Source organism: Sorangium sp. So ce321, from assembly GCF_051530195.1.
Classification (GTDB): domain Bacteria; phylum Myxococcota_A; class Polyangia; order Polyangiales; family Polyangiaceae; genus Sorangium.
This window is the reverse complement of sequence record NZ_CP150329.1, coordinates 8434447-8459129: the sequence shown is the minus strand read 5'-3', so window position 1 is coordinate 8459129 and position 24683 is coordinate 8434447. Positions and strand designations below refer to the sequence as shown.

Below are 24683 nucleotides of genomic sequence, written 5' to 3'. Positions count from 1 at the left end.
CGGAATCGTGGATGAAGGGTCCCAGAGGTGGGACTAGACGTCACCGAAACATCTGGACTTCCTCCTCCCCCAGGCGGGAGGGCTGCCGAGGCTCATGAGAAGGGTTCCCGCCGGCCGCGCCGTCTACGGCACGGGCTCGACGTCGAACGTCGCCGTCGAGACCCCCTGTCCGTCATACGAATCGCCGATGACGCGCAGGCGGTAGAGCGCCGTGTGGTCCGCGTTCCACACGAGGAGGCCGAGCCCGATGACGGACGACTGCTCGGTCGTGTGCGTCGTCGCCCCGCTCAGGTACGTCCTCTGCTCCCAGCTGCCCGTGAGCCCCGCCGGGCAGGTGTCGACCTCCGTCGGGACGTCGCCCAGCGCGCTGAAGATCCCCTTCGCGCAGAGGGAGCCCGGCGTGGGCGAGGAGAGCGAGAGCACCATCGCCTGATAGAGGCTCAGGTCGCCGCCGCCCGCGACGATGGCGCCGTCGGCGAGCCGCACGCCGTCGCTCTCGGTCGCGGCCGACGGCGTCACGAGCGTCACCCGCCTCGGTCCCGTCGATTCCTCCGGGACGGCTTCCGTACCACCGCACCCGCCGACGAACAGCAACGACAACGACAGCCATGCGCGCATCGAACGCCTCTCCATGCGATGACCAGCGGAGGAAAGGGGCCCCCGGACAGCCAGGCTAACACGGCGCGCGGCGCGCATGGCGAGCCGCCGGCAGCGGGGCGCTGAGCGCGCTGCCCGAACAGGTCTCGCTGCTCTGGTTCCTCTTCTATCTATGCTCCGCGGGTGGCTCCGCGGCGCTCGACGAAGAAGCGCCCGAAAGACACGCCGGCCGGCCTGGTTTCAGGCCGACCGGCTACAGGAGAGTGCATGGAAACCGTCGAGCGTGCCTCGATCAGCGAGCCCCCGGCTCCGGCTCCTCTCCGCCCCCGGCACCGAACAACCCGCGCCGGCCACCGACGAGGAGAGCCTCCCCACGCCGCTCGACCGCAGGAGCTGCGATGAAGCACGGCGACGTTCACCCCGCCGCGGCGAGCGCGGCCGCGACACCCGAGGTGGCGGCGCTCCTGCAGGCGCTGCTGGCGCAGCCGGTGCCGCCGCTGTCCTGGGCGCAGGAGATGCACCTCCAGCGGCGCGTCGCCTCCCGCATCGATCAGCTCGCCGCCGAGGCCGCGGGGCGTGGTGCCCGCGCCGCCCGACGGCCGCCTCTCCGCGGCCCCGCGACCGCGCTCGCCGCGGTGCTGGCCGCGGTCGTCCTCAGCGAGGTTGTCGTGCTTCGGGCGCGCCCTCCGGCCCCTGCGGCCGCGCGGGTGACCGCCCTCCAGGGCTCGGTCGAGATTGCCTCCGGCGGCGCGACGCGCTCGCCGCCGTCGCTCGCCTTGGTACCGCTCGCGAGCGAGGACGAGCTGCGGACCGGCGAGCAGGCGACGGCGAGCGCGTCGCTGGCGACGGGCGCGACGATCGAGGTCGGGCCTTCGACCCGCGTGAGGTTCACGTCGACGGGCGCCGGGCAGGACCGCTCCGACGACGTCGTCGCCCTGGAGCGCGGCCTGGTCTCGGTCGCGGTGCCGCCGCTCGCGGCGGGCATGACGCTGTCGGTCCGCACCCCGGACACCACCATCACGGTCCACGGCACGCGGTTCTCGGTCGAGCGGCTGGTCGGCCCGGCGGGCGAGCCTGCAGAGACCCGCGTCTCGGTGGTGGAGGGGCGGGTCGCCGTGCGCGACGGCGCGGTCGAGCGCTTCGTCGGCCGGGGCGAGACGTGGTCGTCCCGCGGCGCGGAGCCCGGGGTGGCGCCGCCGGCAGGCGGCGCGGCGAGCGACGGGCAGGCGCCGCCGCGAGGGGCCGAGCCGCAATGGGCCGATCGGGACCAGCCCGCCCGCAACGAGGCCGCGGCGGGCGCGTCGAGCGCCCCGCGCGACCCGCCCGAGGCCCCGGCGGACGCCTCGCTGTCCGCACAGAACCATTAGCGTGTAATGCGTTTCATGACGTTTGCCGCCGTGACCGACAGTTCAGCCGAATCCTCCGCGGGCGTCGTCTGGCATCAGCTCGAACCGCGCGATCCGGACACCGCCGCCATGAACGATTCGGCCCTCTTAGACCGGTCTTTCACCGAGAAAGTCGATCTGGGCCAGCTCCGCCACCACCAACGCTTCGCGTTCGGCGCCGGTGAATCGAGCAGCGGGCTGATCTCGGACGTCGAGGGGCGCCCCGGCGTCCAACCCCACTGGCTCTTCTTCTCCGTCTTTTCCGTCCCGTCCCTCGACATCGCAGTCGACCGTGTGCGCAGGCACGGCGGAATCGTCATCAGGCCCATCGAGCTTCCGAACGGCGTGCGGGTCGCGGCATGTGACGACGCGCAGGGAGCGGCGTTCGGCCTCGTCGAGCCGGAGGATGCGGCGCGACTGGCGAGCATAGCGGCCAAACTCCGCTGGGGGTCGGCAGCAGAGACCGCTGAAGCCGAGCCGAAATTGCGGTAGAGTTCACGTCATGAACCACCGCGACCGAATCGTGCGAGATCCTCTCGTCTGCGGGGGCGAGCCGGTCATCAAGGGAACGCGGGTCACGCTCCGCACGCTGCTCGCCAGCCTGTCGGACGGCGACTCGATCGAGGACATCCTCAGCGACTACCCGACCCTGACCGCGGACGACGTGCGCGCAGTGGTCGCGTTCGCCGCGGATTCCGTCCGGGAAGATCTACCGGCGCCCAAGGTCGTCGGGTTCTGATGCGCATCAAACTGGACGAGAATCTGCCGACTTCCCTGGTCCAGGCGCTTGTGCAGCTCGGCCACGACGCGGACTCGGTGCAGCAAGAGGGGCTTCAGGGGTCGCCAGACGCCGGCGTGTGGGCGGCGGCTCAGGTCGACGACGGGGTCGTCACGCCCGTCCCCTGGCCGGAAGCCCGACGCCGCATCCTGGCGGCTGCAAACGGCCGTCGTGAAGCTCCTTGAGATCCTGCCAGACGCACTCCCGGAAGCCGAGGAGGCAGCGGCCGATGGAGGCCCGGTTCTTTGGTGAAGGCCAGTCCAGGGCATTCGAGGCACTGCGATCCTGGCATGAAGCGGGGCGCCCGTCGGCGTGCGTCGTCCATGGCCCCTCCGGCGCAGGGAAGAGAACGGTCGTTGAACGCTTCTTCCGCTCGATCACGGGTCCTGGCACCCTGAAGCTCCTCGTCCACGCCGGACGCACGTTTGGCGCGGCCTTCGAGGAGGAAGTGCTCGCACAGCTCTCGGCTGGCCCATGGCCCGAAGGCACGGGATTCGACGAGTTTCACTTCGGTGTCCGCACGAGCCTCGTGAACCGCATCGCAAACTGGGACGGAGAGGACGGCCAGCCGCAGCTCTTGATTGGCTTGCTCGCGCCTGAGGCCTGCGTGGACTGGCCGGACGACCCTCGCCGCTCGGTGCTGGACGAGCCAGGCCCCGCCGCGCGTGTGCTGGTGACGGTCTCCGGCGCGCGCGACGTTGCCGAGCGGTGGGCAGCGCGGCTCGGTCTCCGCGCCGCGGACGTGACGTATGTTTCGGTCGACGGATTCCGCCTGGAGGACGTCGAGCCATCTCTCCGCGGCCATCTCGCCTGGGCGGCGGTCGACGGTCCAGGTCCACGCGCCCATGTGGACGCGATCGCGAGATCGCTCCGCGATCGCGGCGCGGCTCCGCTGGAGGAGCTCATGACGACCCTCGCGTGCGCCGTCGCGCCGCTCGACGCGACCGAGCTGGCGCCGCTCCTCGGCGCGCACGTCGCCGAGGTGACCGCCTCTCTCGACACGCACCGCGAGGCCGTGGAGCCGGTTCTCCAGTGGCGTGAAGAGGGTCACCGGATTCGCTTTCGTCATGAAACGCTGCGCGCCGCCTGGGTGGCCGCGCACCCGGAGCACGTCGCGTTCGCTGAGCAGCGGTTCGCCGAGGCTGCCCGGGCGCTCGTTCGCACCTGGGAGAGCCTCGACACAGGCGAGAGGGGCGCGGTCACCTACCTCCGCCGGTACGCCGGCGATCACGTCTTCTCCGCCGGTGCACCGCGCGCCGATCTCCTTCCGCTCGCTGCACCGCGGTGGGCATGGCCGCGCTCGCGCGAGGATCTCGCTGCGCGTCGGGCGGAGCTGGGGCGCGTGCGACGCTCGATGTCGGCGCCGCTTGGCGCCTCCGACGCCAGGGAGATCCCGCCCGACGCGCTGTCGGGCTTCGTGCGGCTCGCGCTCGCGCAGGGCGCGCTCGCGACGCTGCACCGCGCGTGGCCTCCTGAAGTCGACAGGGCTGACGAGGAGGCGTGGAACGACACGGAGCGGGCGCTCGCCGTCTCACTCTTCGCTCTCGCGGCGCGCGCCTCTCCCTCGCTGCGCGCGGACATCGAGGCGCCCGCGCTCGACGTCGTGAGGCGGACAGGCGCGGCATGGCGCGGTGATGGCTGGGAAGATGCGCTCGCATTGCTCACCGCGGCGCGCGCTGCATCGGGCGACGAGGCGTCGACGTTCGCGCGGTGGGCGGTCTCGGCCACGTGGCGGGCGGAAGGAGGGCCCGACAGCACCTTGAGCGCGTGGCTCACGGCGGCCGACTTCCTGCCGCGCGCCGAGGCGGAAGCGCTCGTCCAGCAAGCCGTCGAGCGCGCGCTGTCGAGCGCGAAGCCGGGGCAGGCGCTCGCGCGGCTCGCCACGGCGAAAGGGATGGGGCGGAACCAGGCGCTCGCCCTCCTCGGCGCGGCGCTCCCTCTTCCACCGACGTCCCGCGCCAACGCGCTGGCGCCCCTCTTGCCACTGCTGCCCGATGCGGAGCGGACCCTCGCTGTCTCGATGTCCTTCGATGCGTTTTTTGCCGACCACGACGAGGACGCCGAGCGGCACGACGCCGGCGCGTGCACCGCGGCCCTGCTTCCCTTCCTCGGGCTGGCCGAGCTCTCCAGGCTGCTGGACGAGGCCCTCCCGCCCCCTTCCGCGCTGGCCGTGCGGTTCGTCGAGCTCGGCGATCCGGAACGCGCGCTCGGCATCGTCCGAGAGCTCTGTGGCAGCGGGATCTTCGCCGCTCGTCCGCTGCTCTGCGCCGCAGCGACCGAGGGAGGCCGCTCCCTCGTGCAGGCGGCGCGCGACACGGTGGCCTCGCTGGATCCCCCGTGGGTCGCCGCGGGGCTCGTGTGTGATCACGCGGCCGAAGCGATCCATGTGCTCGGGCTCGAGGCGGCGGTGGCGATCGCCGAAGGTGGCGGCGGAGGTGGCTCGGAAACCGCGCGCATCATGGTTCTCGCGGCGCTCTGTCTCGCCGCCCCCGAGCCGTCGCGCCCCGCGCTCGCGGCGCGCGCCGTCGCTGCTTACCACGACGACCGGGGCACCGAGGCTCTGGAGAGCGTGGTGCGCTGCGCTCCGTGGATGTCGCTCGCGACGGCGGCAAGGCTGTTCGTCGTGAGCCTCGGGGACGCGGCGGAGGACGTCTCGCTCGTCTCGACCCTGAGCCGCTGGGGCGGCGTGGAGCAGCTCGCGCCCCTCATCGCGCGTATCGGCGGAGATGACGCGCTCGCTGCCGCCGCCAGCGTCCTCTCCGAGGCGCTCCGGTGGAAATCGCGGGCGAAGGTCGGATCGAAGGAATGCTCGACGTCCGGGGTCGCGCCCGCGGCGCGCCCAGGGGGCATGTGAGTACTGCCGCCTTCCGAGGGTCAGAGATCTGCGGATCGGGGTGGCCGTCTACACGCGTGCGCTGCCCCATCCTGGTCTCCTCGTTTCGCGGGCTGTGAACACGAAGGGACCACCGCAATGCGGCGGAGTCGATGAGTCAGCGCACTTTTCATGTCCATACACGTGGTCGGGCTAGCCATTCCGACCAGTTGCCCGCCATTCTCATTCCTGCCAGCAAATAGTCGCTCTGGTGCTGTCGTCAGCTCAGCTTGCCCGAATCATTCGGCCCGATTTCCGACGAAGAGCCCCATCTCTTTCGATCAGGGCGTGTCGTCCCAAACGCGACCGGATGCAGTTCCATTGCTACCGGGGTTGAACACCTCGACGGCCATGACCTGATAGGTGGGATCGTCACTCGCATCCAGATTGTTCATGTTCGGAAGAATCCAGCCGGTGTCGGCCCATGCCTTCACGTGATCGGCGAATATGACTTTGTGGTCCTCTCCGAGGGCCTGCGGCCGAGCAGGCTTGCTCCAGTACTGGTAGAAAGTGGAGCGACCATTGATGGATGGCTGCTGCTGCCGCGTTGAGCGGTAAGTGGAATACTCAACCCCATCGCTCACGAAGGTCTTGCCAGGGGTAGCACCCTGGCTGGGATCATAACTCCATCGTTGCAGGATGTAATACTCCACCAGGTGTGCCGCGTCTGAAGCGGGCATGGTCTTGTCGTACCCCCAGCCGTACAAAGCGATATAGCTCGCGCCGCTGTCGCTATTCAACCGGTAGCCGATCACCCTGTTCTCATCTCCGTAATGCCATCCTGGACCACCGACATAGTTATAGCCACCGCCCTGCCAGGTCACGCTGAATTCGCCATTCGGGTCCACGGTCAAAGATGTCGAGCCGCCATCTTTCCAGTGAGTGAAGAAAAAATCACCAACGTGGCCCGTTGCGTGATTTGAAGTGATCACGGTTTTTTCAGTGTATCTCTCAGTATAGGCTGAGTACTTGGACAGATCGGGGACGGGTGTACCCGTTGTATCGCCACCACCACCAGAAGAACTGGAGCTGCTCGAAGACGAACTGGAGCTGCTCGAAGATGCACCAGAGCTGCTCGAAGATGAGCTGGAGCTGGAGCTGGAGCTGGAGCTGGAGGATGAAGAGCCGCTAGAAGACGATGAGCTGCTCGAGGCCCCTGTGGTATTGGTATCATCGCCACAGCCTGCTAGCGCGACTGACGCGAACGCCATTACGAACCAGCGGGAGAATCGATTCTGCTTCAAATTTGTCATAGATGTTTTCCCGATTGCTTGCTGACGATTGTTGTTATATGATGTTTCACGGCTCATGCCTTGGCCCATTCTCTGGCAAACAGTGTGTCCTGGGCCACGCTATCTCTGGAAGATTATGTGGTCCTTCGACTGAATCTATGTGCCATGGAGCGGCCGCGGAAGTTGCCAACAGGTTTGAGGCAGGCCGGACGAGAATCCTAGGAGTGGATCGCGTTGAGAGGCGCGTTCCGGCTCTGGGATGTGAGCGGTTGAGGTCGCGCCGCTGCGGAGGGCGTGGCGCCAGGCTCGGGCGCGTCGCTGGTCGTGCCCGTGTGCGGCGGCGCCGCGGCGGGCGACGGTCTCCGCGAAGAGCTGCTCGGCGAGCTGCGCGCTCTCGCGCTCGACGAGCAGCCAGCCAACGCCCAGAATGGCAGAGGCTTTTTCTTGAAGGCCGATGAGCTTCTCAGCGAGCGCGAGCTTCTCTTCGAGCCGCGCCGAGCGCTTCTCGAGCTCGGGGATGCGCCGGTCCTTCGCGTCCTGCTTCGGCTTGCGGCCGGGCTTGCGCCCCGCGAGAGCCTCGCTGCCTTGGAGGGCGAGCTGCTTGCGCCAGGCCGTCAGGAGGGAGCTGTAGATGCCCTCGCGGCGCAGCGGCGCCTCGATGTGCCCGCGCTGGGTGCACGCGGCCGCCTCGCGAACGATGCGCGGCTCCTCCGCCGCCGAGAGCTTCCGCCGCTTGCCCGGCGTCGGCACGGTCTCGACGGCAACGCCGCTCGGGCGGGAAGCAGTACCCTGCGCCGCTGGGGCAGGGGTGGGATCGACGGATCGGAGATGGGAAGGCTTCGGCACGGGTCAGGTCCATTCTCCGCCCTCTCACCATGGATTTCCAGGGGGCAGCTTGTCTCACCCGACGTTGGCACAGAGGGGCATCACTGTGGCCGAAGATGGCGCCGATGAGGCACTCCTCGAGCACGTCGTCCCGATCGCGCGCGGGCGCGCGGAACCGGGCCAGCATGGCGCGCAGGAGACCGCTCTCGGCGAGGATCGCCTCCGGCGGGATCCGGGTCGGCGGTGGTCGTCTCGGCGCGGTGGGTGGGCGTTTGGCCCCTCCGCGCTTGCGCACCCAGCCCTCCCGCGGTCAGCCGGGTCGGCGGGCGTGCCGGGCAGCTTCCGGGCTCACTGGGCGACCAGGGCGGGCGTTCGGCCCGACTCCACCATGGCGCCGCCACCCCCCTGAGCTGGAGCTCTGCTCCGCATTTCCCCGCCGTTTCGTGCCGGCATGGGGCGTGCTCGAGGCCGAGCGTCATGCCGACGCTCGAGCACAACGCCCTCGTCGAGATGTTCCGCGAGCACCCGGAGCTCGCGCCCCGCTTGCTCGCGACGCTCCTCCACGTCGAGGTGCCGCCGCACGCGGCGGTCGCGGTGGTCGAGTCGTCGCTCGACCAGCCGGAGGCCCAGATCGTCATCGATCGCGTTGAGCGTGCGCTCTCCGCCGGCGACCCGGCCCGCTGGGTCGCCGCTCTGTTCCGCGATGCGAACTGGCGCCCGCACCTCGTTGGAGCCATCGCGCTCCTGCTGGACCAGAGCGAGACGTTGGACCGCAATCTGCTGTGGTGCGCGATCGATGCGGGGAGCTGGGTCACTCCGCAGCTCATCGTCACGGCTGTGTTCGTCGATCCGAGCTTCCCGGAGAAGGCCCGGGTCAGAGTCGACGAGCAGTGTCCGGTGCTCGTCCCCGTTGGCCTGACGCCCGCAGAGCGTCACAGCGCGACGGGGCCGGATGGCCTGCTCGGCCGCAACGCCAAGATGTTGGCCAGTTTACTCGCGGCATCAGCATCGATCCCCAGTCTCGAGCGCTGGGCGTCAGATCTTCAGCGCGACGTCCGCATCGAGCAGCTTCTCAAGGAGGACGCGTGGAACAAGTCGGACGAGATCGTCGCTTCCTGGATGACCAACGTGCGGAGAGCGTTTCTTGAGCGGGGCCGCATCTTGGCCCCGAAAACAACCTGACAAGGGCATGCGGCGGGCGGCGCTTCGCACCGCCGCTGAGGGAGCGACGGCGGAGTAACCCACGCGCAAACCGTCAGGCGGATGGCCCGTCCGGCAGCGCCACCACGCGCCCTGCGTCGGAAGAATCGACGTGCAAGCGCGAAACCGCTAGCGTGGAGCTCGGCTGAACAGGACAGCGGAGGGTGGCCGATGCGACCTGGGGATGATATCGAGCGAGACGACCGTGGTCGCGACGAGGTCGGCCCGGCTCCGCGAGGAGATGGCGCTCCTCGGCATCGGCGCGTTGGCGCGCGCGCCGCGGTGCTCATCCTCGGCACGTTCACGTTGGGCGCCTGCGAGTCCGAGGTCCTCATCGTGGATCCCGGCGGCGGCTCCACGTCGAGCGCCCAGGCCGGCGCGGGCGGCGGGGCGACCTCCGCTGGCGCGGGCGGCGGGGCGACCTCCGCTGGCGCGGGCGGCGGCTCGACGTCGGCTGGCGCTGGCGGCGGGGCGACCTCCGCTGGCGCTGGCGGCGGGGCGACCTCCGCTGGCGCTGGCGGCGGCTCGACCTCCACGGACGCGAGCAGTGGAAGCGGCGGGGCGGGGGGTGCGGTCAGCGCCGGCGGCGGCGGCGGCGGTCCGGGCGACATCAGCGACGTGTTCGAGCCTGCGGAGGTCTACCTGCTGGGGACGGTCCAGCCGGGCTCCAGCGGTCGCGACGCCATGGCCCACTGGAGCGACCCGAACACGGCCGCCGTCGGGTTCATTGGCGCCTACGATGGGTTCAGCGCGCGCCTCCAGGACGGCGGCAAGCTGCTCTACGTGCTCGCAGGATCGGTTCGCGAGTTCGTTTGCGACGCATGTCCCTACGTGGGCACGTACCGCAACGGCTCGGACGCGAACGACCTCGTCCTGCCGACGGCACCATGCGTCCCCCACGATTGGATCGAGGACATCAAGGTGGGGCCCGGGGGATCGTGGATACACAGCTGCTCCGGCGACGGGAACAAGCGCTGGTACGACGCGAACGGCGTCATGGTGTACGGCGACGAGCAGGACATGCTCGTCCACCTCGGCTACTCGAACCTCGCGCTCACTCAGAGCCGTGTCGTCGATCTCGCCAGCGCGAGCTCGGTGCCGATCGTCGGCCTGCCGGACGCTCCGCTGCTCGCCGTGCGCGCGCTCGCGCCGGACTCGTTTCGCGTCGCGATCGCCACGGGCCCCGGTAGCGGGGCAGTCGAGCTCTGGCAGATCGACGCGACCGGGACGGCGACGCTCATCGGCTCGTATCCACCGGTGCCCGCGGGGTACACGGTGCAGCCCGTCTTTCCCCACCGGCATCACGCGCTGGAGGCGACGGGCGCGCTGCTGCAGTTCGGAGAGGGGCCGATGACGTTTCAGGACGTGATCGTCCGACGCGAGATCGGAGGCTCGAGTGAGGTGGTATACGACGAGGCGGATGGTCCGCTCGTACAGATCCACATCTCGGGTCTCGTGACGGGGCCGTGACGATCCGCCGAGCGCCCCAGCGTTCTGTGCTCTTTCCTCATCATCCTTGGGCTGCTCGCTGCGGCCCAACTCACGCTGCACGCCGACCCAGCTCGACCGGCTTGCCACCGTCGTTGGCGTAGGTCGAGATCGTGCCGCGCGTCCGCAGCACGGCCAGGTCCAGCGCGAGGTTCGCGCCGAGCGCCACCTCGGCGACGAGGTCGACGCCGGCCGGGGCGAGCTTGCGGATCTCGGCGGCCGGGTCGCCCTCTCGATGGCCTTCATGATCCATCCTTGAAGCCTGGTAATAAGGGGTCTCCCGGCGCGGCCGGGCGTTCCGCCAGGGTGTCCGGCGTGGGGTCCGCGACCCGCGTCGCTCAGCGCGCCGCGTGCTTCATGACGAACGAGGGGTACCGATCGCCGACGATCGCGCCCGGCGCGAACGCAGCGTCGAGCTGCGCGAGCTCGTCCTGGGAGACGCGCACGTCGAGCGCCAGGAGGCTCTCGTCGAGCCGCGCGCGCCGGCTGATGCCGACGAGCGGCACGATGTCGTCGCCGCGTGCGCGCAGCCACGCGATGGCCAGCTGGGCTGGCGTGCAGCGCTTCCGGGCGGCCATGTCGACGAGCGGGCGAGCGGCGCGGACATTCTGCTCCAGGGCGTGTCCCTCCATCCGCGGCGCCACGAAGTGCGCGCCAGGGCTCGGCGCCGTCGCGCCGCTGAGCAGCCCATCGGCGAGCACGCGGTAGGCGACGATGCCGATCCCCAGCTCGCGCGCGGTCGGCAAGATCTCTGCTTCGATGAAGCGGCAAGCGAGCGAATACTCGATCTCGAGCGCGGTGATGGGGTGCACGGCGTGCGCGCGGCGCAGGAGCTCTGCGCCGACCTCGGACACGCCGACGTGACGGACCTTGCCCTCGCGCACGAGGTCGGCGATGGCGCCGATCGTCTCCTCGAAGGGCACGTCGGGATCGGGTCGCCCTGGCTGGTAGAGGTCGATCTCGTCGACGCCGAGGCGCTGGAGCGAGTAGGCCGCGAACGTCTTCACCGTGGCCGGGCGGCCGTCCATCCCGAGGAACTTCCCGCCCGGGGTGCGCAGCATGCCGAACTTCACGCTCACGAAGGCCCGGTCGCGCCGGCCCTCGATGGCGCGTCCGATGAGCGCCTCGTTGTGCCCCATACCGTAGAAGTCGGCGGTGTCGAGGAGGTTCATCCCGGCGTCGAGCGCCGCCTGGATCGTGGCGATGCTCTCGGCGTCGCTGCCGGCGCCGCGGCTGGGCGACATCCCGCCGCAGCCGAGGCCCAGCGCCCCCACGAGCGGACCGTTCTTGCCGAGATGCGTGCGCGGTACCATGGGCATCGTTCAACCCCTCTCCGACCCCCTCAATGTTAGAGCGAACGCTCTAACATTGAGATCGCCCATGCGCACTGTCAACCCCGACCAGCACGAGAAGAAGCGTCGCGAGCTCCTGCGCGCGGCCCAGCGCCGCTTCGAAGCCGAGGGCGTGCAGGCCTCCATCGCGAGCATCTGCGCCGAGGCGGGCGTCAGCCCTGGGCACCTCTACCACTACTTCCCGAGCAAGGAGGCCATCCTCGAGGGCCTCTTCCAGCTCGTGCTCGACGAGGCGGCCACGCACCTGTCGGGTGACGTGCAGGGTGGGCGCGACCTCCCCGCGCTCGTGGCCGACCTCTACAGCGGCAAGGGGCCGTCCCTCCTCTTCGACCTGCTCGCCGAGTCGCAGCGCAACGCCGCGATCGCGGATCGGCTCCGGCGCCACAGCGCCGAGATGAAGCAGCTCCTCGCGAGCGCGATCGCGCGCGGACAGGCAGCCGGCCTCGTCGACGACACGCTGCCGGCGGCGGCCCTCGCGACCATGCTGCTCGCGGTGCTGGACGGCAGCAAGGCGATCCGGCTACGCGATCCAGCCGTCGACCGCGGCCACGCGCGCGAGATGCTGCTCGCGCTCGTGTCGCGCGTGCTCGGCAACCGCCCCACGTCGAAGGCCGCAAGCTCCGCGACGGCAGAGGAGTGACCGCGCGCGCTCGCGCTCGCGCAGCGCAGGTTCGCCGAAGGGATCGAGGCAGCATTGACCCGAATTGCGGGGGCGCCGGACCGCTGGCCCTCTACCCGTCACGGGACGCGTCGGGTGCGTTTGACACGGTTTCCCTGTCTCGTCGTGTACCGGGACGACGTGTCTCGCGTGCCTGGGTCACGTAGGCACCAAGCTGCGCGACGAGGTGCTCGAAGACGAGGCGGACGCGGCGCACGGCGCGCAGATCCTCGTGCATGACGACCCAGACGTCCAGGTGGAAGGCGAGCGCGGGCAGCACGCGCACGAGCGGCACCGGCCGCCGGCTGAGCGGGATCTGGCACACCCCGATGCCGAGGCCGGCGCGCACCGCGGCGAGCTTCGCGATGTCGCTGTCGCTGCGGAACGCATAATCGCGCGGCGTGGTGACGAGCCCGGCGGCGGCGAGCGCGTCGATGATGGCGCGGGAGCCGTCGGCGCCGATGAGGGCGTGGTCCGGGACGAGCCCCGCGAGCGACGTCGGGGCAGCGCGCGCGGCGAGGTACGCCTTGGTGGCGAAGAGGCCGATCTCGACGCGCCCGGCGCAGCGCCTCACCAGGCCGGCCTGCGTCGGCTCCACCATGCGCACGGCGACATCGGCGTCGCGGCGCAGGAGATCCTCGGTGCGATTCGTGGCGACGAGCTCGATCTGAAGGCGCGGATGAGCAACGAGGAGGGCGGCGAGCATCGGGGGAAGCACCTCGGCGCCAACGACCTCGCTGCACGTGACGCGCACGGTGCCGCGGTCGGCAGCGGTGGGGCTCGACACGGCGCGCACGAGGGCGCGCGCGCTCGCGGCGATGGACTCGGCGTAGGGCAGCGTGGCGAGCGCGAGCTCGGTCGGCACCAGGCCGTTCGGCGCGCGGGTGAAAAGCACGACGCCGAGCTGCGACTCGAGCTGCTCGATCTGGCGGCGCACGGTGGGCTGCGCGACGTCGAGGGCACGCGCGGCGGCGGAGAGGCTGCCGGTGCGCATGACGGCAAGGAAGGCGCCGTAGAGGTCCCACGAGGGCTCGGCTGGGCTCATCAAAAGATGATGAGCGGCTGGACGCATTTGTACAATGTTCATGAGCACCCGCAGCGGCCATGCTCTCCACGTCGCCGGCACCCGCGCCGGTACGCACGACGAGGAGGAGAACGACCATGACCACCGCCGCGACGCTCCCTGAGCTCGACCTTGCTCCCTCTACCCGCCGCCCCGTGCCGCAGCCCACCTGCGAGGTCTCGGCAGGCGGGGCCAAGGGCATGCCGCGCGCGCTCCTGCGCCTCGAGGGCGCGCTCGTGCTCGGAGCAGCGCTGCTCGCCTACGCGCACCTGGGCGGGAGCTGGAGATGGTTCGCGGCGTTGTTCTTCCTGCCCGACCTGTCGCTGCTCGGCTACCTTGCGGGCCCGCGCGTGGGCGCGGTGGTCTACAACGCGGGGCACAGCCATCTGGCTCCGGCGCTGCTCGCGGCCGCGTCGGTCGCGCTTGGCTCGCCGGCGCTGCTGCTCGGCGCGGCGATCTGGGTCGGGCACATCGGCTTCGATCGGATGCTGGGCTATGGGCTCAAGTACGGGACGGCGTTCGGCGACACGCACCTCGGCCGCGTGGGCTCGAAGCGCGCGGCGTGAGAGCATCTACTCGCGCTTGACGGAGCAGGAGAGCCGAGCGGCTGTCGGCGGCTCCGCGTGCTCCAGTTCGTTGTGCGGCTGCACTGCCGTGCGCGCCCAGCACGCCGCCGATGTCGCGGCCGGCGCCGGCTGGGTGGCCTTCCTCGACGCCCTTGACCGCAAGTCTGTTAACCGGCTGCTGAGTGATAAGGTCGTCAGCGGTCGTCGGCCGACGCCAAGGCTCGGAGCTGGGTGATGGCTTCGTAGACTCCCAAGCCGATGCCTCTGCTGAGCTGGTCCCGCTCGGACCATGGTGTGTGCCAGAAAAATCAGCACCGAGCTGTCGTTGGCGTCCGCGCGCCACCAGCCTCCGAAGCCGCCTGGCCAACCGACTGCACCCTTGCGGCCCCCACACACCGTGGGCTCGGCCTTCTCCGACGCGAGATCGGAGGCTCGAGTGGGGTGGTATACGACGAGGCGAATGGTCCGCTCGTACAGATCCACATCTCGGGTCTCGTGACGGGGCCGCGACGACCCGCCGAGCGCCTCAGCGTTCTGTGATCTTTCCTCATCATCATCCTCCTTGGGCTGCTCCCTTGAACGATCGCGCGGTAGTCTCGCCTGGCAGCATGCGCCATAGTGCGACGTGTGTCGCTCGACGCTGTCATCCACTCCCTTGCCGGCGATCCGCTCACCGACATCCTGCGGCTCACCCAGGCCACGTCGGTCATGGCCGGAGGCATCGCCGCCGGTGGCCGCTGGGCCGTCCACTTCCCGCCGCCCGGCGAGATGAAGATCTCGGTCGTCGCCAAGGGCGGCTGCTGGTTCCGCCTGGACGGCCACAAGAAGGCGATCCGTGGTGAGCCGGGGGACGCGTTCCTCCTGCCCGGGGGGAGGGGGTTCCTCGTCGGCAGCGACCTCTCGGCCCCACCCCTGGACGTGATGTGCCTGCTGGCCCAGAAGCGCCACCTCTTCTCAACCCTCGGTGACGGCTCCGAGGTGCTGCTCCTCGCCGGCGGCGTGACCCTCGATCCGCGCCACGCCGACCTCGTGCAGGGCGCGCTTCCCCCTTTTCTGCACGTGCGCGCGACCGCACCCCAGGCAGCCTCCATCCGCTGGCTCATCGAGCAGCTGCTGGCGGAGCAGACCGCGCGCGGCGCGCCGGGCGCCTTCCTCTCGGCATCGATGCTGGCGCAGCTGCTGTTCGTCCAGATCCTGCGCGCCCACCTGGCCACGGCGCCACGCCTGCCCGCGGGCTGGCTGCGGGTCATCCGCGACGAGCGGCTGGCGGCGGCGCTGCGCCTCCTCCACGGCGAGCCGGCGCGCGACTGGAAGCTCGAGGAGCTGGCCCGCGCCGCGGCCATGTCGCGCACCACCTTCGCCGTGCGCTTCAAGGAGGCCGCAGGGGTGGCGCCGCTCCAGTACCTCACGGCGTGGCGCATCCGGCTGGCGGAGCGGCGGCTGCGGGACGAGACAGCGCCCATCTCGCAGATCGCCGCCGCGCTCGGCTACTCGTCGGAGAGCGCCTTCAGCCAGGCCTTCAAGCGTGTCACCGGCAAGCGGCCGCGGGACTACCGCAACGAAGCGCGCGGCTGAAGCTCGTCCGCTCGTCTCGTACGCTCGCGACAGTGATCGGCACGCTTGCGCATGGTGCGTTCGACAGGCCATCGCTATCGATGAGGACATGCGAACCGTGCTCGTCCTCGGCGGCACCGGGCTCACCGGCCGCCGTCTCGTCGAAGCGCTGCTCCAGGAAGGGTTCCTGGTCCGCTGCGCCGTGCGCAACCTCGACGCCGCCCGCGCGAGGCTACCCGCCGCCGCCGAGCTCGTGCGCGGCGACATCGCCGACCGCGCCTCCATCGAGGCAGCGGTTCGCGGCTGCGAGGCCGTGTTCAACTGCGTGCACACGCTCTCGCCGCAGAAGGGCGCCGCGCCCGGCGAGACCTTCGTGGACACCGAGCTGCGCGGCCTGGAGAACGTGGTGGCAGCCTGCCGGATCCACGGCGTGCGGCGCGTGCTCTACGTGACCTTCCTGGGCATCACGCCCGACACGCCCTCGATCTGGGCACGCGGTCGCTGGAAGGCCGAGCAGATGCTGCTCGGCAGCGGGCTCGACGTGACCATCCTGCGGCCGGGTCAGATCGTCGGGCGCGGCGGCTTCGGCTTCGAGACCACGCTGGCCAACGCGCGGCGGCGCGTGGCGCTGATCCTCGGCAGCGGCCGGAGCCGCATGCAGAACATCGCGCTCGACGATCTCGTCCATTACCTCGTGCGCAGCCTCGACGAGCCGCGCACCTTCGGCCGGGCCTTCGACGTGGGCGGCGACGAGGCGTTCACCACCGACGAGATGGTCGACGTGGCGGCCCGCGTGCTCGGCCGGCGCCCGCCGTGGAAGCTGCACCTCCTGCCCTGGCTGCTGGCGCCGTTCGCCGGGCTCTTCGAGCGCCTGGCTGGCCTGCCCCGCGGCGCCTTCGCCGACCTGCTGCTGGGCCTAAACGCCGACCTCGTCGGCGATGTGGGGCCGATCCGCGCCATCATCCCGCTCACGCCCATGCCCTACGCGCAGGCCGTCGAACGGGCGCTCGCCGACTCGTAGGCTGGACCCCGCTGAAGAGAAGCACGGATCACTCCGCGAAGTTCCAGGCCCGAGGCAGCTCCCCATCGCAGGCGTCGCACGGGAAGACCTCCTCGAGGAAATATGCCGAGATGGTGGCTTCGAGCCTCCGAACATCTGCACGCCTCTGGAGCTCGTGGAGGAGCGGCCCGGAGAAGCATCGGCATGCCGGCACCATCGCCTGTTCTGGTCCGCGAGCAGACCAGCCTCGCGCCGGTGCGGCGGCCCATCGAGCTCGAGGCCGCCGCCGTGCGTGGCGGACCCGAGCCATGCTATAGTTTCCCTATGTCCACCGAGGAGCTTCTCGCGCAGGTGCTGCTGTTGCCCCGCCACGAGCGGGCCCGGCTGGCAGAAGAAGTGCTCTCCAGCCTTGAGGAGCCCGACGCCGAGGAGGTCGCAGCAGCGTGAGCGGGTGAGCTGACGCGCCGAGCGCGCGAGGTAGCGGAGGGTAAGGTCCAGACGGTCGACTGGGGCACCGCGCGGGCGGAGATCCTCAAGGAACTCGGGGACCGGCGTGCGGGTCGAGCTTCATCCTGAGGCGCGCGCCGAGCTTCGTGCGGCGGCCATCTGGTACGATGAGAAGCGCCCGGGGCTGGGCGACGAGTTCATCACCGAGGTCTCGTCGATGCTCGATAAGGTTGGAGAGGCCCCGACATCTTTTCAGATCTAGCCAGGGACTTCTCCTGCACCACTGAGCATTCGCAGAGCGATCGTCGACCGATTTCCGTACGTTATTGCGTTTGAGGCGCACCCCGAGCACACTCTCGTGCTCGCCATCGCGCATGCAAAACGACGTCCGCTGTACTGGCTCACTCGTGCCTTGTGAATGGCCCGCCCACCACGGCAATGCACCCCACGCCGATTCGCGCTGAAGGTGATTGTCAAGGCGTTGCGCGGGCGCGGGCGAGCTCCACTCCAGCTATTCAGCAAACCGGCGCGTCTCCACGGCGACGCCGTCCTCGCCCGAGAGCATCTTGCCCTCCTCGTCCCAGCTGACGCCGCCCTTGCCCGGCGGCCCCAGCGTGAAGGTGACGCCCTCGACGGTGAGCCGGTCCTCGTCGAGGTAGGCGATGCCGATCGAGTCGCCGCCGCGCCCCGGGCCGCCGTAGCCGCCCTCGCCGCCGTAGCCCCCGGGGCCGCCGTCGCAGGAGTAGGCCGAGCGGTCCTCCAGCACGCCGCCCGGTGCGCCCCGGCCGCCTCGTCCGCCTCGCTGGGGCTCGCCGCCGTCGCCGCCGTCGCCGCCTCTGGACGCCTCGATCTCGGTGTCGCGCACGGTCACCCTGGCGTGCAGCGCGACGATGCCGATGCTCGGGTAGCCGTTTCCGGCCCCCTTGCCGCCTCGACCACCGCAGCCGCCGGCCCCGCCCGAGCCTCCCCCGGCGCCCCCCTTGGTCGCCGCGCCGCACACGCCGAGCCCGCCCCTGCGGCCGCCGCCTCCGCCGCCACCCTGGCCCGGCGTGCCCCAGCCGCCGTCGCCGGCCCGGTCCGCTTCCCAGCCTGCCTCGCTGAGGCGCCCGATGCCCTGGCCGGGTGCGCCGACCGTGCCTCGCGCGCCGTAGATCCCATAGTCGCCGTCCGTGCAGCCCACGTCGGCCACGTCCCCGAGTCCTCGCCGTCCGTAGTTGTTGGGGTTCGGCGCCGGGGTCGGCTCGCCGTCGCCCCCGTCCTCCGCGCCGTCGGGCAATCCGTCACCGCCCTTGCCGCCGACGCTCGGGAGCCCGCCCTCGCACGGGTTCACCACGGCAGCCCCGCCGGCCACGGTCTCCGCCGAGCACGCGTCGCCGCCGTACATCCCATCGGGGCCGTCGGGGGCGTCGCTCGGCTCGGGCAAGTCCTCGCCGTGATGCCCCCCCCAGCCGGCGGCGGCGCGAAGCCAGCCTCGGAGCATCTCGACCTCGGTGTTCGACTGGACGAGCACGCCAATCGGCTCCGATGAAGTGATGCCCATGTCGACGATTCTCGATACCCCGTCAGCGGCGCCCGTGTCCTCGACGGTCGCCGGTACGACGGTCAGGGCAATCGCTCGATCGTGGGTGGTCTGAAGCTGGGAGATGCTCCCTGCCTGACGCTTCCACTGAAAGCAATGGAACCCTCCGAGGAGATCGACCCCGGAGGGCAGCACCAGCGGACCGAAGAACCCGTCGGCACAGACGAACACGCGCCCGCGCCCGGTGCGCGCGAGCTCGACAGCGCGCTGGAGCGTGCGCACCGGCTTCTCTTTCGTCGTGCCGGGGTTCGCGTCGTCACCGCCTCCGAATTCGTTGGTCACGAACACGCCGCAGCCGTCCACCAGCTCATCGGCGGCGAGGCGCTCGAGACAGACCGACTCCAGCGGCGCGTCGTCGTGACATGCCGCGGAGCCGTCGCACGGTGCTCCGCCGGCGTCGCTCGCGGCCGGTGCGGTGCCGCACCCGGCCACGACGAACAGCAGTGCAAGAACCGGGCAGGTCGTTCGGATCGTTCTCATGGTCCTCTCTCGGCGCCGCGCGGCGCGCACCGCCACGGTCAATTGGGGGGTCCTGGAGCGGGCGCATCGAACGGACGGTAGGCCATGCCGTCGCCAGGCTCGCCCCGGCCTCGGTCGTCGCCAGGAGCCGCATTACCACCGGGCCCGCCCTGAGCTCCCTGTCCGAACTGGACGAACACGTCTGGATCGAGGCTCAAGGCGGCACCGACGAACGCGACGCCGTAGGAAGAGCCCCCGATGCCACCGCCGGCGTCCCCGCCGCGGCCGCCATCGCCTCCCCGCCCTCCGGGGCACGCGGGCAACATGTTCGTTTCCGTGTGAGTCCCGCCGGCGCCGCCCCCCCAACCGCCGCCCCCCAGCTGGCCCCTTCCACCGGCACCTCCCTGACCCCCGTTCCCCGTGGTGATCTCGGTCGCCTCGAGCGTGAGCGCGCTCCCCTGCAACGCGACGATGCCGATGCTCGATCCGCCGTAGCCGCCCCCCTTGCCTCCCCGACCTCCGCAACCGCCGCTCCCGCCCGATCCGCCGGCCGCGCCGCCCTGCGGTCTGCCTGCGCGGCACGCGATCGTGCCGTCTCGCCCTTTGCCGCCGCCCCCGCCGCCTCCCCCTTGGCCGACGTCACCCCTCTTGCCGTCCTCGCCCCGGACGCCGATCCATCCATCGCGGCCAAGGTGGCCCGCGCCCACCGCGCCGGCAGCGCGCCCGCCGTCGGCACCTTCGGCGCCGTCCTTCCCCGGTGTGCACGGGCTGCTGCCCGCGCCGGTCCCCGCGAGGCCTTTGCCTCCCGGATCCACCGCCGGCATCGGCTGCCCCGGCTCGCCGTTGCCCCCCGCGTCCAGCCAGCCGTCGCCCCCGTAGCCTCCAACGGACTCGGTTCCATCGTCGCACACGGTCACGACCGGAAGAGCACCCGTGGAGAGGTCCGCCGTGCAGGCGTGCGCGCCGTGGTTTCCCGGCGCCCCGTCGGTCGCCCGCTCGCTGGGCGCGTCCTCTCCCGGCTCCCCGTCCTTGCCGTTGCCCGCGACGATCGCGCTATCCCGCACGATCGCCCGGGTCCCCGCGCTCAAGATCATCGCGATCGACGACTTGCCATCCGGCGCCGAGGCGTCCGCCGCCACGGCGCGCACGCCGAAGACCATGGATGCCGCGTCGTTCCCCGGGATGGCCCGTAGATCGTCCCCCTCGACGATCCGCAGCGGGATCCCGTCGGGCGGCGCGATGACGGTGGGCTCGTCCGGCCGGCCGAACGACCACACGTACGACCAGTCGCCGTCCTCGCAGTGACGGCCGCCCCAGAGATCGACCCCGGAGGGCAGCGCGATCGTCTCGTCGAACGCTTCGCCGCACGCGTACACGCGCCGGGGCGGCGGCTTGCCGTCGCCTCGTCCGTGCGCGGCGAGCCCGATCGCGTGTTGCAAGGTCTTCACCGGCGCGCCCTTCGTGCCAGGGTTCCCGTCGTCGCCTGACGACGCGCTGACGAACACCCCGCACCCGTCCTTCGCCGGGGCCGCCGCAGGATCGCCGTCGCAGGGCGACGCCGGCAGCACCGGCGGCTTCTCGCCGGGGAGCGGCTCGCACGTGTACGACCTCGCGCAGCTCTCGTCGTAGGAGCACCCGGACACGCCGGCGGCTCCCAAGGCGCTCAACGCGAGGACCGCGAGGCAACGAGCAAGCCGGAGGCGTCGACTCTCGAGCCGACGACGCACGAGCTCCCCTCCGCCTCGCCTCACGCCTCGGCGGAGCAGCCCTGGATGCTCGCGGACCGCCACCGGAACGGCGCGGAGGTCCTCGGCGGCCGGCGCGCTCCCGCCGAGCGTCAGGCAGCCGTCCAGCGCTGTTTCGACGACACGCATGTACAGACGGTACGTACGCAAGCCGCACGGCGTCAACGGGGTAGAAACCGCCACGAACCGACGCTTCAACGAGAAAAGACGGTTTGATGACGTAATGTGTTGCCTGTCCCTGGTATCGGAGACCTGCGAGCGCGTCGGGGTGCCTCGCGCTCGTCGTCGCGACCAGCCAGGCGCCCCCCCTCGACGCGCCGCCGCGGCCTGGGGCGATTACCGCTCGTCCTCGTCCTCGTCCTCGCCTTCGCCCGGCTCGCCGTCTTCCGTTCCGCGCTCCTCGGACGTGTCGCCTTCCGGTTCCGGCGCGCCCTCCTCGGACGCGTCGCCTTCCTCCGTGGTGGCCTCGCTTTCCTCTTCATCTCCGGTGGACGCGGCGCCGCGGGAGACGGGGAGGGGCGCATCGTCCCGCTTGAACGACAGGCTCAGCCTTCTCAAGCTCGAGGCCGAGGAGCTCTGTGACGATGCGCGCCGCTTCGTGAAGCTCTCGAACGATGTGCGGGAGACGGTACAACGGCGCGCCCAAGGCGCGTGTGAGCACTGCCGGCTCCCTCAAGAAGCTTCAATCCTCGCCCATCAAGTCGACCACATCATCGTGAGGCAACGTCGTGGACTCGACGACATTGCCAATCTGTGTCTCTGCTGTATTCATTGCAATCTGCCGCGCCAGAGCCCGCCAGCAGGGAGCGGCGCCTACCGCGGGGTCGATTTCCGCTGGCGAAAGGGGAGTGGCCCGCCCGCTCATGCATCAGGGACGGCGGTGATCTCTCCGGTCGTGTACAGCGCCGAAGTGTCCCAGGCGAGCCCTGGGGCGAGCGGCAGGGCGATATTCACGGCAGCGAACGTCCCCGTGAGATCACCGAGCCAACCGAGCAGAACGATGGTGTCCCCGGCCTGGAACGACACGGAGCCATCGGCCGGCCGGACCTCCAGCGCCCCGTCGAGATCGATATCCCCATCTACCTGGAGGAGCGGCAAGGAGCTCGATCCTGCGACAGCGATGCTGAGGGCGGCGCCCGTCCCCTGGCTGTAGCTGCCGGCGATGGAGGTCGAAGGGTGAACCTCTCCGACGGAGAGCTCGCCGGCCTGCAAGTTGACGAGATCGCCCACGAAGCTGCTGGTTTCGAGGCGCCCGCCGGCGAAGTCGAACTCGCCCTCCGCGACCTCCATCGCGCCCGCGATGAGGTCGCCGTCCGCGAGACGCACAGAGGGCCCCAGATAGGGATAGACGTAGGGGACGCTGGCCGGCTGCGCAGTCCGGAGAACGCCGCCGATGCTCACGAAGGCGCCGTCGTCGACGAGGATCGACGGAGACTGATTGCCTATGGCAGAGACGGTGACGTCGCCGCTGTTGAGCCACGATGCATAGACATCGTTCACCTTGATGAAGCCCCCGGCGAGCTCGGAGTGGATCTCGGTGTCTTCCGTCACGAGGGTCCCATAAGCCCCGACGGTGAGCGTGCCGTATCCACGCTTTGCCCCCACGCGCAGGAGCCCCTGGTTGCTCCACGTGCCGCCCCAGCCGCTCACGCTCGCGTGGCTGTTCCGGAAGTCATCGCCGTCGATGCGCGCGCCCACGGTGAAGAGCTGGCCGCGGTGGATGTTCAGCAAGCTGCCAGTCTTCACGCCCAGGATGAACTCCCCCGTGCTCACCCATGTCGTCGCGGAACCCGTGATGGCGACTTCGCCCCCGCAGATCGTGCAGCTGCCGACTCCGCCAATGTACACGTTATGTGAGAAGATGCTCGCTCCCTGCTTGAGCTCGACGTGGCCTTGCCCAGTATAGCCGATGGAGATGTTCGTCCTGCTCGTCAGGGTGGCGTCGTACCCCTCGACGAGCACAAAACCATCACCCAGCGAGCCTCTGGCGCCCACCGTGAGATCATCGGTGGTCACCTCGGCGCCTCTCCGGACGACGAGCCAGCCCTCGTTAAGGCTTCTGCCGAGCACGATCGATCCATGATTGACCCAGGTCGAGCCATACCCGTCGACCCGGATTATACCGAACCCGTCACCCCCTCCTTCCACGGATGCGCCGGGGCTGATCAACGTCCCGCCATGGGTCACCTCGACCGTCCCAGCTCTCACGATGAGCTGGCTCAGCCCGAGGTCCCACGGGTCGCTTGGAGCCGTGGGCGTCACATTTCCCGAGACGGTCACGTCTGCATAGGCCGGCCCCGCCGCGCCCACCGAGGCTGCTACGAGTAATGCCGAGAACGCGGTTCGAGCTTGCTTGTCCATGTATCGTACCTCATCGAAATAAATTTTGCTTCACACGGGATCGTCCCTCGTCCCGCGCCCCTCGACACAGGGGCGCCGGTGGACGCGGTGCCCCGCAGCGCGAGCTCATTGGGTAGGCGCCCCCTACCTTGGTGAGCACGCATCCTGCAGGGCATCATCGGTGCGCGGCGTGCCTGTCCTGGTAGGCTCTGATCGAGAGGCGCTACTCGGTCATGCGGTGCACCTGCTAACCTTGAGCAGAAGAGAACGTCCGCAATAGACAACGAAGGCCCGGTGGGCCATGCAAGAGCACCCCCTGGCGACTCACGTCGCACGCTATGGTGCGACGGCCAACAGGAGCATTCATCATGAACGTGCTTTTTGTGGGCCCCCGGATGTGCGCGCTGGATGGACAGCCGGCCCGGACTGTAGTGGCCACGCCGTGCAGTGGGTCTGCTCTGTTCCGGTGTTGCTGTTCTTGCGTCCGGTACTCAGCCGCCCACCGAGTGCCGGCCATCGGCCTCCTCGATGATCACATCCGCCACCTCAGCCTCCTGCCGCGCGCGCTCCAGCACCTCGCACGCCACGTCGCAGACCGACCCCCGGCGACGTCGTACCAGTCGAAGGACGTCGGGCGGAACAGCATGCCCTGTGAGGAGCCACGGAAGCCGAAGCGCTGCTCGTTCATGCCGTCATCGCCAGGAGTGCCCTCGACGGCACGCTCCTGGATTCTGCATGAGGACGCCTGTCGCATCGATGGTGATAGCGGCTGCGCGCGTGATCGCCTCTGCACGGCCGTGAGCATCAGCGCCCGCGAGCACGCCGACGCTCGGCAGCGGCTCGCGGCTGAGTTGCTTTCACCAGGTGATCAGCGGGGAACGACGCACCCAGGCGTCGTCGCGCACCTGGTCCAGGACAAAGCTCGCGACATCTGCTCGCGATATGGTTCCGCCGTGGAAGCCGGAGAGATCCGTGAGCGCGCGGACTGCGTTGCGGCTGGGCTTGTCGTTGAGGACCGAGGGGCGAACGAGAACCCAGTCGAGCCCGCTCTCTCTGACGATGGTCTCCTGCCGATCCTTGTCGGTGTACACCTTGCGCAAGAGAAGCGGGAAAATCAGGTTATCGAAGAGAAAGCCGCCGTGCCCAGCGCTGTCACCGGCGCCAATCCCCGTGATGCAGACCAGACGTGGGACGTGCTCGATCTTCATCGCGCTCACGAGCGCGCGCGTCGCGGACGAGAGAAGGGTCACCTCACGGAACGGGCTCGCGGGTGTGCCGAGCGCGCTGACCACGGCGTCCCGGCCTTCGAGCGCCTGGCGCAGGACCTTCTCGTCGCGGGCGTCTCCGACGATGAGCTTTCGAGGTCGCTCGCCTTCTCGGCAGAACGCACGAGCACGGTGACATCGTGCCCTCGCGCCACCGCCTGGCTGACGATCAGGCGGCCGGTGGCGCCGGTCGCTCCAAGGACCAGTATCTTCGGTTGGGCAGTCCGGGTGTCGTCGGTCACGGAGTTCTGCATGGCAGCTACCTCGGAAAGCGGGAC

24 protein-coding genes and 2 pseudogenes are annotated in these 24683 nt (G+C 70.1%); 15 read left to right on the top strand and 11 right to left on the bottom strand.

Going from position 1 to position 24683, the window contains the following annotated elements; translation table 11 throughout:
• Positions 1 to 123: 123 nt before the first annotated feature.
• Positions 124 to 618 (bottom strand): hypothetical protein, encoded by a 495-nt coding sequence (locus WME89_RS31210; protein WP_438003321.1) that lies wholly within the window; start codon positions 616 to 618, stop codon positions 124 to 126.
• Positions 619 to 995: 377 nt separating this feature from the next.
• Here WME89_RS31210 and WME89_RS31205 point away from each other — a divergent pair, with 377 nt between their 5' ends.
• The 5 genes from WME89_RS31205 to WME89_RS31185 all read left to right on the top strand — a co-directional run bounded on the left by WME89_RS31205 (position 996) and on the right by WME89_RS31185 (position 5614).
• The gene (locus WME89_RS31205; protein WP_438003320.1) at positions 996 to 1964 is read left to right on the top strand and encodes a FecR domain-containing protein; all 969 of its coding nucleotides are present in this window, start codon (positions 996 to 998) and stop codon (positions 1962 to 1964) included.
• A gap of 6 nt (positions 1965 to 1970) precedes the next feature.
• On the top strand, positions 1971 to 2474 hold the full coding sequence (locus WME89_RS31200) for a VOC family protein (protein ID WP_438003319.1): 504 nt from the start codon (positions 1971 to 1973) through the stop codon (positions 2472 to 2474).
• A gap of 10 nt (positions 2475 to 2484) precedes the next feature.
• A complete protein-coding gene (locus WME89_RS31195; RefSeq protein WP_438003318.1) occupies positions 2485 to 2721 on the top strand; it encodes a DUF433 domain-containing protein in 237 nt (78 codons plus the stop codon).
• On the top strand, positions 2721 to 2945 hold the full coding sequence (locus tag WME89_RS31190) for a DUF5615 family PIN-like protein (protein ID WP_438003317.1): 225 nt from the start codon (positions 2721 to 2723) through the stop codon (positions 2943 to 2945). Before WME89_RS31195 ends, WME89_RS31190 begins: the two co-directional genes overlap by 1 nt.
• 344 nt (positions 2946 to 3289) lie before the next feature.
• Positions 3290 to 5614 (top strand): hypothetical protein, encoded by a 2325-nt coding sequence (locus WME89_RS31185; protein ID WP_438003316.1) that lies wholly within the window; start codon positions 3290 to 3292, stop codon positions 5612 to 5614.
• A 299-nt stretch (positions 5615 to 5913) separates the two neighbouring features.
• On the opposite strand, the gene WME89_RS31180 is transcribed toward WME89_RS31185, so the two are convergent.
• Positions 5914 to 6564 carry a glycoside hydrolase family 11 protein gene (locus WME89_RS31180; RefSeq protein WP_438003315.1) on the bottom strand — a complete coding sequence of 217 codons (651 nt, stop codon included), beginning with the start codon at positions 6562 to 6564 and terminating at the stop codon, positions 5914 to 5916.
• Between the two features lie 37 nt (positions 6565 to 6601).
• On the opposite strand from WME89_RS31180, the gene WME89_RS31175 reads away from it, so the two are divergent.
• Positions 6602 to 6910, top strand: coding sequence for a hypothetical protein (locus WME89_RS31175; RefSeq protein ID WP_438003314.1), 309 nt, complete (start codon positions 6602 to 6604; stop codon positions 6908 to 6910).
• A 110-nt stretch (positions 6911 to 7020) separates the two neighbouring features.
• Here the strand turns inward: WME89_RS31175 and WME89_RS31170 are convergent, their stop codons facing one another.
• Entirely contained in the window at positions 7021 to 7710 is a 690-nt protein-coding gene (locus WME89_RS31170) for a hypothetical protein (protein ID WP_438003313.1), read from the bottom strand.
• A 456-nt stretch (positions 7711 to 8166) separates the two neighbouring features.
• Here WME89_RS31170 and WME89_RS31165 point away from each other — a divergent pair, with 456 nt between their 5' ends.
• Both WME89_RS31165 and WME89_RS31160 read left to right on the top strand, forming a co-directional pair.
• Positions 8167 to 8871 carry a hypothetical protein gene (locus WME89_RS31165; protein WP_438003312.1) on the top strand — a complete coding sequence of 235 codons (705 nt, stop codon included), beginning with the start codon at positions 8167 to 8169 and terminating at the stop codon, positions 8869 to 8871.
• 300 nt (positions 8872 to 9171) lie between these two features.
• A complete protein-coding gene (locus WME89_RS31160; protein WP_438003311.1) occupies positions 9172 to 10359 on the top strand; it encodes a hypothetical protein in 1188 nt (395 codons plus the stop codon).
• Positions 10360 to 10429: 70 nt separating this feature from the next.
• Here the strand turns inward: WME89_RS31160 and WME89_RS31155 are convergent, their stop codons facing one another.
• Positions 10430 to 10630 carry a hypothetical protein gene (locus WME89_RS31155; protein WP_438003310.1) on the bottom strand — a complete coding sequence of 67 codons (201 nt, stop codon included), beginning with the start codon at positions 10628 to 10630 and terminating at the stop codon, positions 10430 to 10432.
• Positions 10631 to 10715: 85 nt separating this feature from the next.
• Positions 10716 to 11690, bottom strand: a complete 975-nt coding sequence (locus WME89_RS31150; protein ID WP_438003309.1) for an aldo/keto reductase — start codon at positions 11688 to 11690, stop codon at positions 10716 to 10718.
• A 67-nt stretch (positions 11691 to 11757) separates the two neighbouring features.
• Here WME89_RS31150 and WME89_RS31145 point away from each other — a divergent pair, with 67 nt between their 5' ends.
• Positions 11758 to 12369: a TetR/AcrR family transcriptional regulator gene (locus WME89_RS31145; protein WP_438003308.1), complete on the top strand. Its 612-nt coding sequence runs from the start codon at positions 11758 to 11760 to the stop codon at positions 12367 to 12369.
• A 91-nt stretch (positions 12370 to 12460) separates the two neighbouring features.
• Here the strand turns inward: WME89_RS31145 and WME89_RS31140 are convergent, their stop codons facing one another.
• Entirely contained in the window at positions 12461 to 13432 is a 972-nt protein-coding gene (locus WME89_RS31140) for a LysR family transcriptional regulator (RefSeq protein WP_438003307.1), read from the bottom strand.
• 116 nt (positions 13433 to 13548) lie between these two features.
• On the opposite strand from WME89_RS31140, the gene WME89_RS31135 reads away from it, so the two are divergent.
• The 5 genes from WME89_RS31135 (at position 13549) to WME89_RS31115 (ending at position 17279) form a co-directional block, all read left to right on the top strand.
• Positions 13549 to 14016 (top strand): DUF4260 domain-containing protein, encoded by a 468-nt coding sequence (locus WME89_RS31135; RefSeq protein ID WP_438003306.1) that lies wholly within the window; start codon positions 13549 to 13551, stop codon positions 14014 to 14016.
• A gap of 627 nt (positions 14017 to 14643) precedes the next feature.
• Positions 14644 to 15591, top strand: a complete 948-nt coding sequence (locus WME89_RS31130; protein ID WP_438003305.1) for a cupin domain-containing protein — start codon at positions 14644 to 14646, stop codon at positions 15589 to 15591.
• Positions 15592 to 15679: 88 nt separating this feature from the next.
• Positions 15680 to 16591: an SDR family oxidoreductase gene (locus WME89_RS31125; RefSeq protein ID WP_438003304.1), complete on the top strand. Its 912-nt coding sequence runs from the start codon at positions 15680 to 15682 to the stop codon at positions 16589 to 16591.
• Between the two features lie 183 nt (positions 16592 to 16774).
• Positions 16775 to 17017: a hypothetical protein gene (locus WME89_RS31120; RefSeq protein WP_438003303.1), complete on the top strand. Its 243-nt coding sequence runs from the start codon at positions 16775 to 16777 to the stop codon at positions 17015 to 17017.
• 106 nt (positions 17018 to 17123) lie between these two features.
• Positions 17124 to 17279, top strand: coding sequence for a hypothetical protein (locus tag WME89_RS31115; protein WP_438003302.1), 156 nt, complete (start codon positions 17124 to 17126; stop codon positions 17277 to 17279).
• A 249-nt stretch (positions 17280 to 17528) separates the two neighbouring features.
• Here the strand turns inward: WME89_RS31115 and WME89_RS31110 are convergent, their stop codons facing one another.
• The 3 genes from WME89_RS31110 to WME89_RS31100 form a co-directional block, all read right to left on the bottom strand.
• Entirely contained in the window at positions 17529 to 19076 is a 1548-nt protein-coding gene (locus WME89_RS31110) for a hypothetical protein (protein ID WP_438003301.1), read from the bottom strand.
• A gap of 38 nt (positions 19077 to 19114) precedes the next feature.
• Entirely contained in the window at positions 19115 to 20722 is a 1608-nt protein-coding gene (locus tag WME89_RS31105; protein ID WP_438003300.1) for a hypothetical protein, read from the bottom strand.
• Positions 20723 to 21136: 414 nt separating this feature from the next.
• Positions 21137 to 21358, bottom strand: a complete 222-nt coding sequence (locus WME89_RS31100; RefSeq protein ID WP_438012088.1) for a hypothetical protein — start codon at positions 21356 to 21358, stop codon at positions 21137 to 21139.
• On the opposite strand from WME89_RS31100, the pseudogene WME89_RS31095 reads away from it, so the two are divergent.
• Positions 21258 to 21566: pseudogene (locus WME89_RS31095) on the top strand (HNH endonuclease); the annotation flags it as partial. The gene WME89_RS31100 and the pseudogene WME89_RS31095 overlap by 101 nt on opposite strands.
• 95 nt (positions 21567 to 21661) lie before the next feature.
• Here the strand turns inward: WME89_RS31095 and WME89_RS31090 are convergent.
• Both WME89_RS31090 and WME89_RS31085 read right to left on the bottom strand, forming a co-directional pair.
• Complete coding sequence (locus WME89_RS31090) at positions 21662 to 23161, bottom strand: hypothetical protein (RefSeq protein WP_438003299.1); 1500 nt, start codon at positions 23159 to 23161, stop codon at positions 21662 to 21664.
• 836 nt (positions 23162 to 23997) lie between these two features.
• Positions 23998 to 24659, bottom strand: a pseudogene (locus WME89_RS31085) (NAD(P)-dependent oxidoreductase).
• Positions 24660 to 24683: the final 24 nt, after the last annotated feature.

Bases quoted from the DNA above. Each gene is read 5' to 3' on its own strand.
- WME89_RS31210 (WP_438003321.1), bottom strand. From the start codon at position 618: ATGCGCGCATGGCTGTCGTTGTCGTTGCTGTTCGTCGGCGGGTGCGGT.
- WME89_RS31205 (WP_438003320.1), top strand. From the start codon at position 996: ATGAAGCACGGCGACGTTCACCCCGCCGCGGCGAGCGCGGCCGCGACA.
- WME89_RS31200 (WP_438003319.1), top strand. From the start codon at position 1,971: ATGCGTTTCATGACGTTTGCCGCCGTGACCGACAGTTCAGCCGAATCC.
- WME89_RS31195 (WP_438003318.1), top strand. From the start codon at position 2,485: ATGAACCACCGCGACCGAATCGTGCGAGATCCTCTCGTCTGCGGGGGC.
- WME89_RS31190 (WP_438003317.1), top strand. From the start codon at position 2,721: ATGCGCATCAAACTGGACGAGAATCTGCCGACTTCCCTGGTCCAGGCG.
- WME89_RS31165 (WP_438003312.1), top strand. From the start codon at position 8,167: ATGCCGACGCTCGAGCACAACGCCCTCGTCGAGATGTTCCGCGAGCAC.
- WME89_RS31155 (WP_438003310.1), bottom strand. From the start codon at position 10,630: ATGGATCATGAAGGCCATCGAGAGGGCGACCCGGCCGCCGAGATCCGC.
- WME89_RS31150 (WP_438003309.1), bottom strand. From the start codon at position 11,690: ATGGTACCGCGCACGCATCTCGGCAAGAACGGTCCGCTCGTGGGGGCG.
- WME89_RS31145 (WP_438003308.1), top strand. From the start codon at position 11,758: ATGCGCACTGTCAACCCCGACCAGCACGAGAAGAAGCGTCGCGAGCTC.
- WME89_RS31140 (WP_438003307.1), bottom strand. From the start codon at position 13,432: ATGAGCCCAGCCGAGCCCTCGTGGGACCTCTACGGCGCCTTCCTTGCC.
- WME89_RS31135 (WP_438003306.1), top strand. From the start codon at position 13,549: ATGACCACCGCCGCGACGCTCCCTGAGCTCGACCTTGCTCCCTCTACC.
- WME89_RS31125 (WP_438003304.1), top strand. From the start codon at position 15,680: ATGCGAACCGTGCTCGTCCTCGGCGGCACCGGGCTCACCGGCCGCCGT.
- WME89_RS31120 (WP_438003303.1), top strand. From the start codon at position 16,775: ATGCCGGCACCATCGCCTGTTCTGGTCCGCGAGCAGACCAGCCTCGCG.
- WME89_RS31110 (WP_438003301.1), bottom strand. From the start codon at position 19,076: ATGAGAACGATCCGAACGACCTGCCCGGTTCTTGCACTGCTGTTCGTC.
- WME89_RS31090 (WP_438003299.1), bottom strand. From the start codon at position 23,161: ATGGACAAGCAAGCTCGAACCGCGTTCTCGGCATTACTCGTAGCAGCC.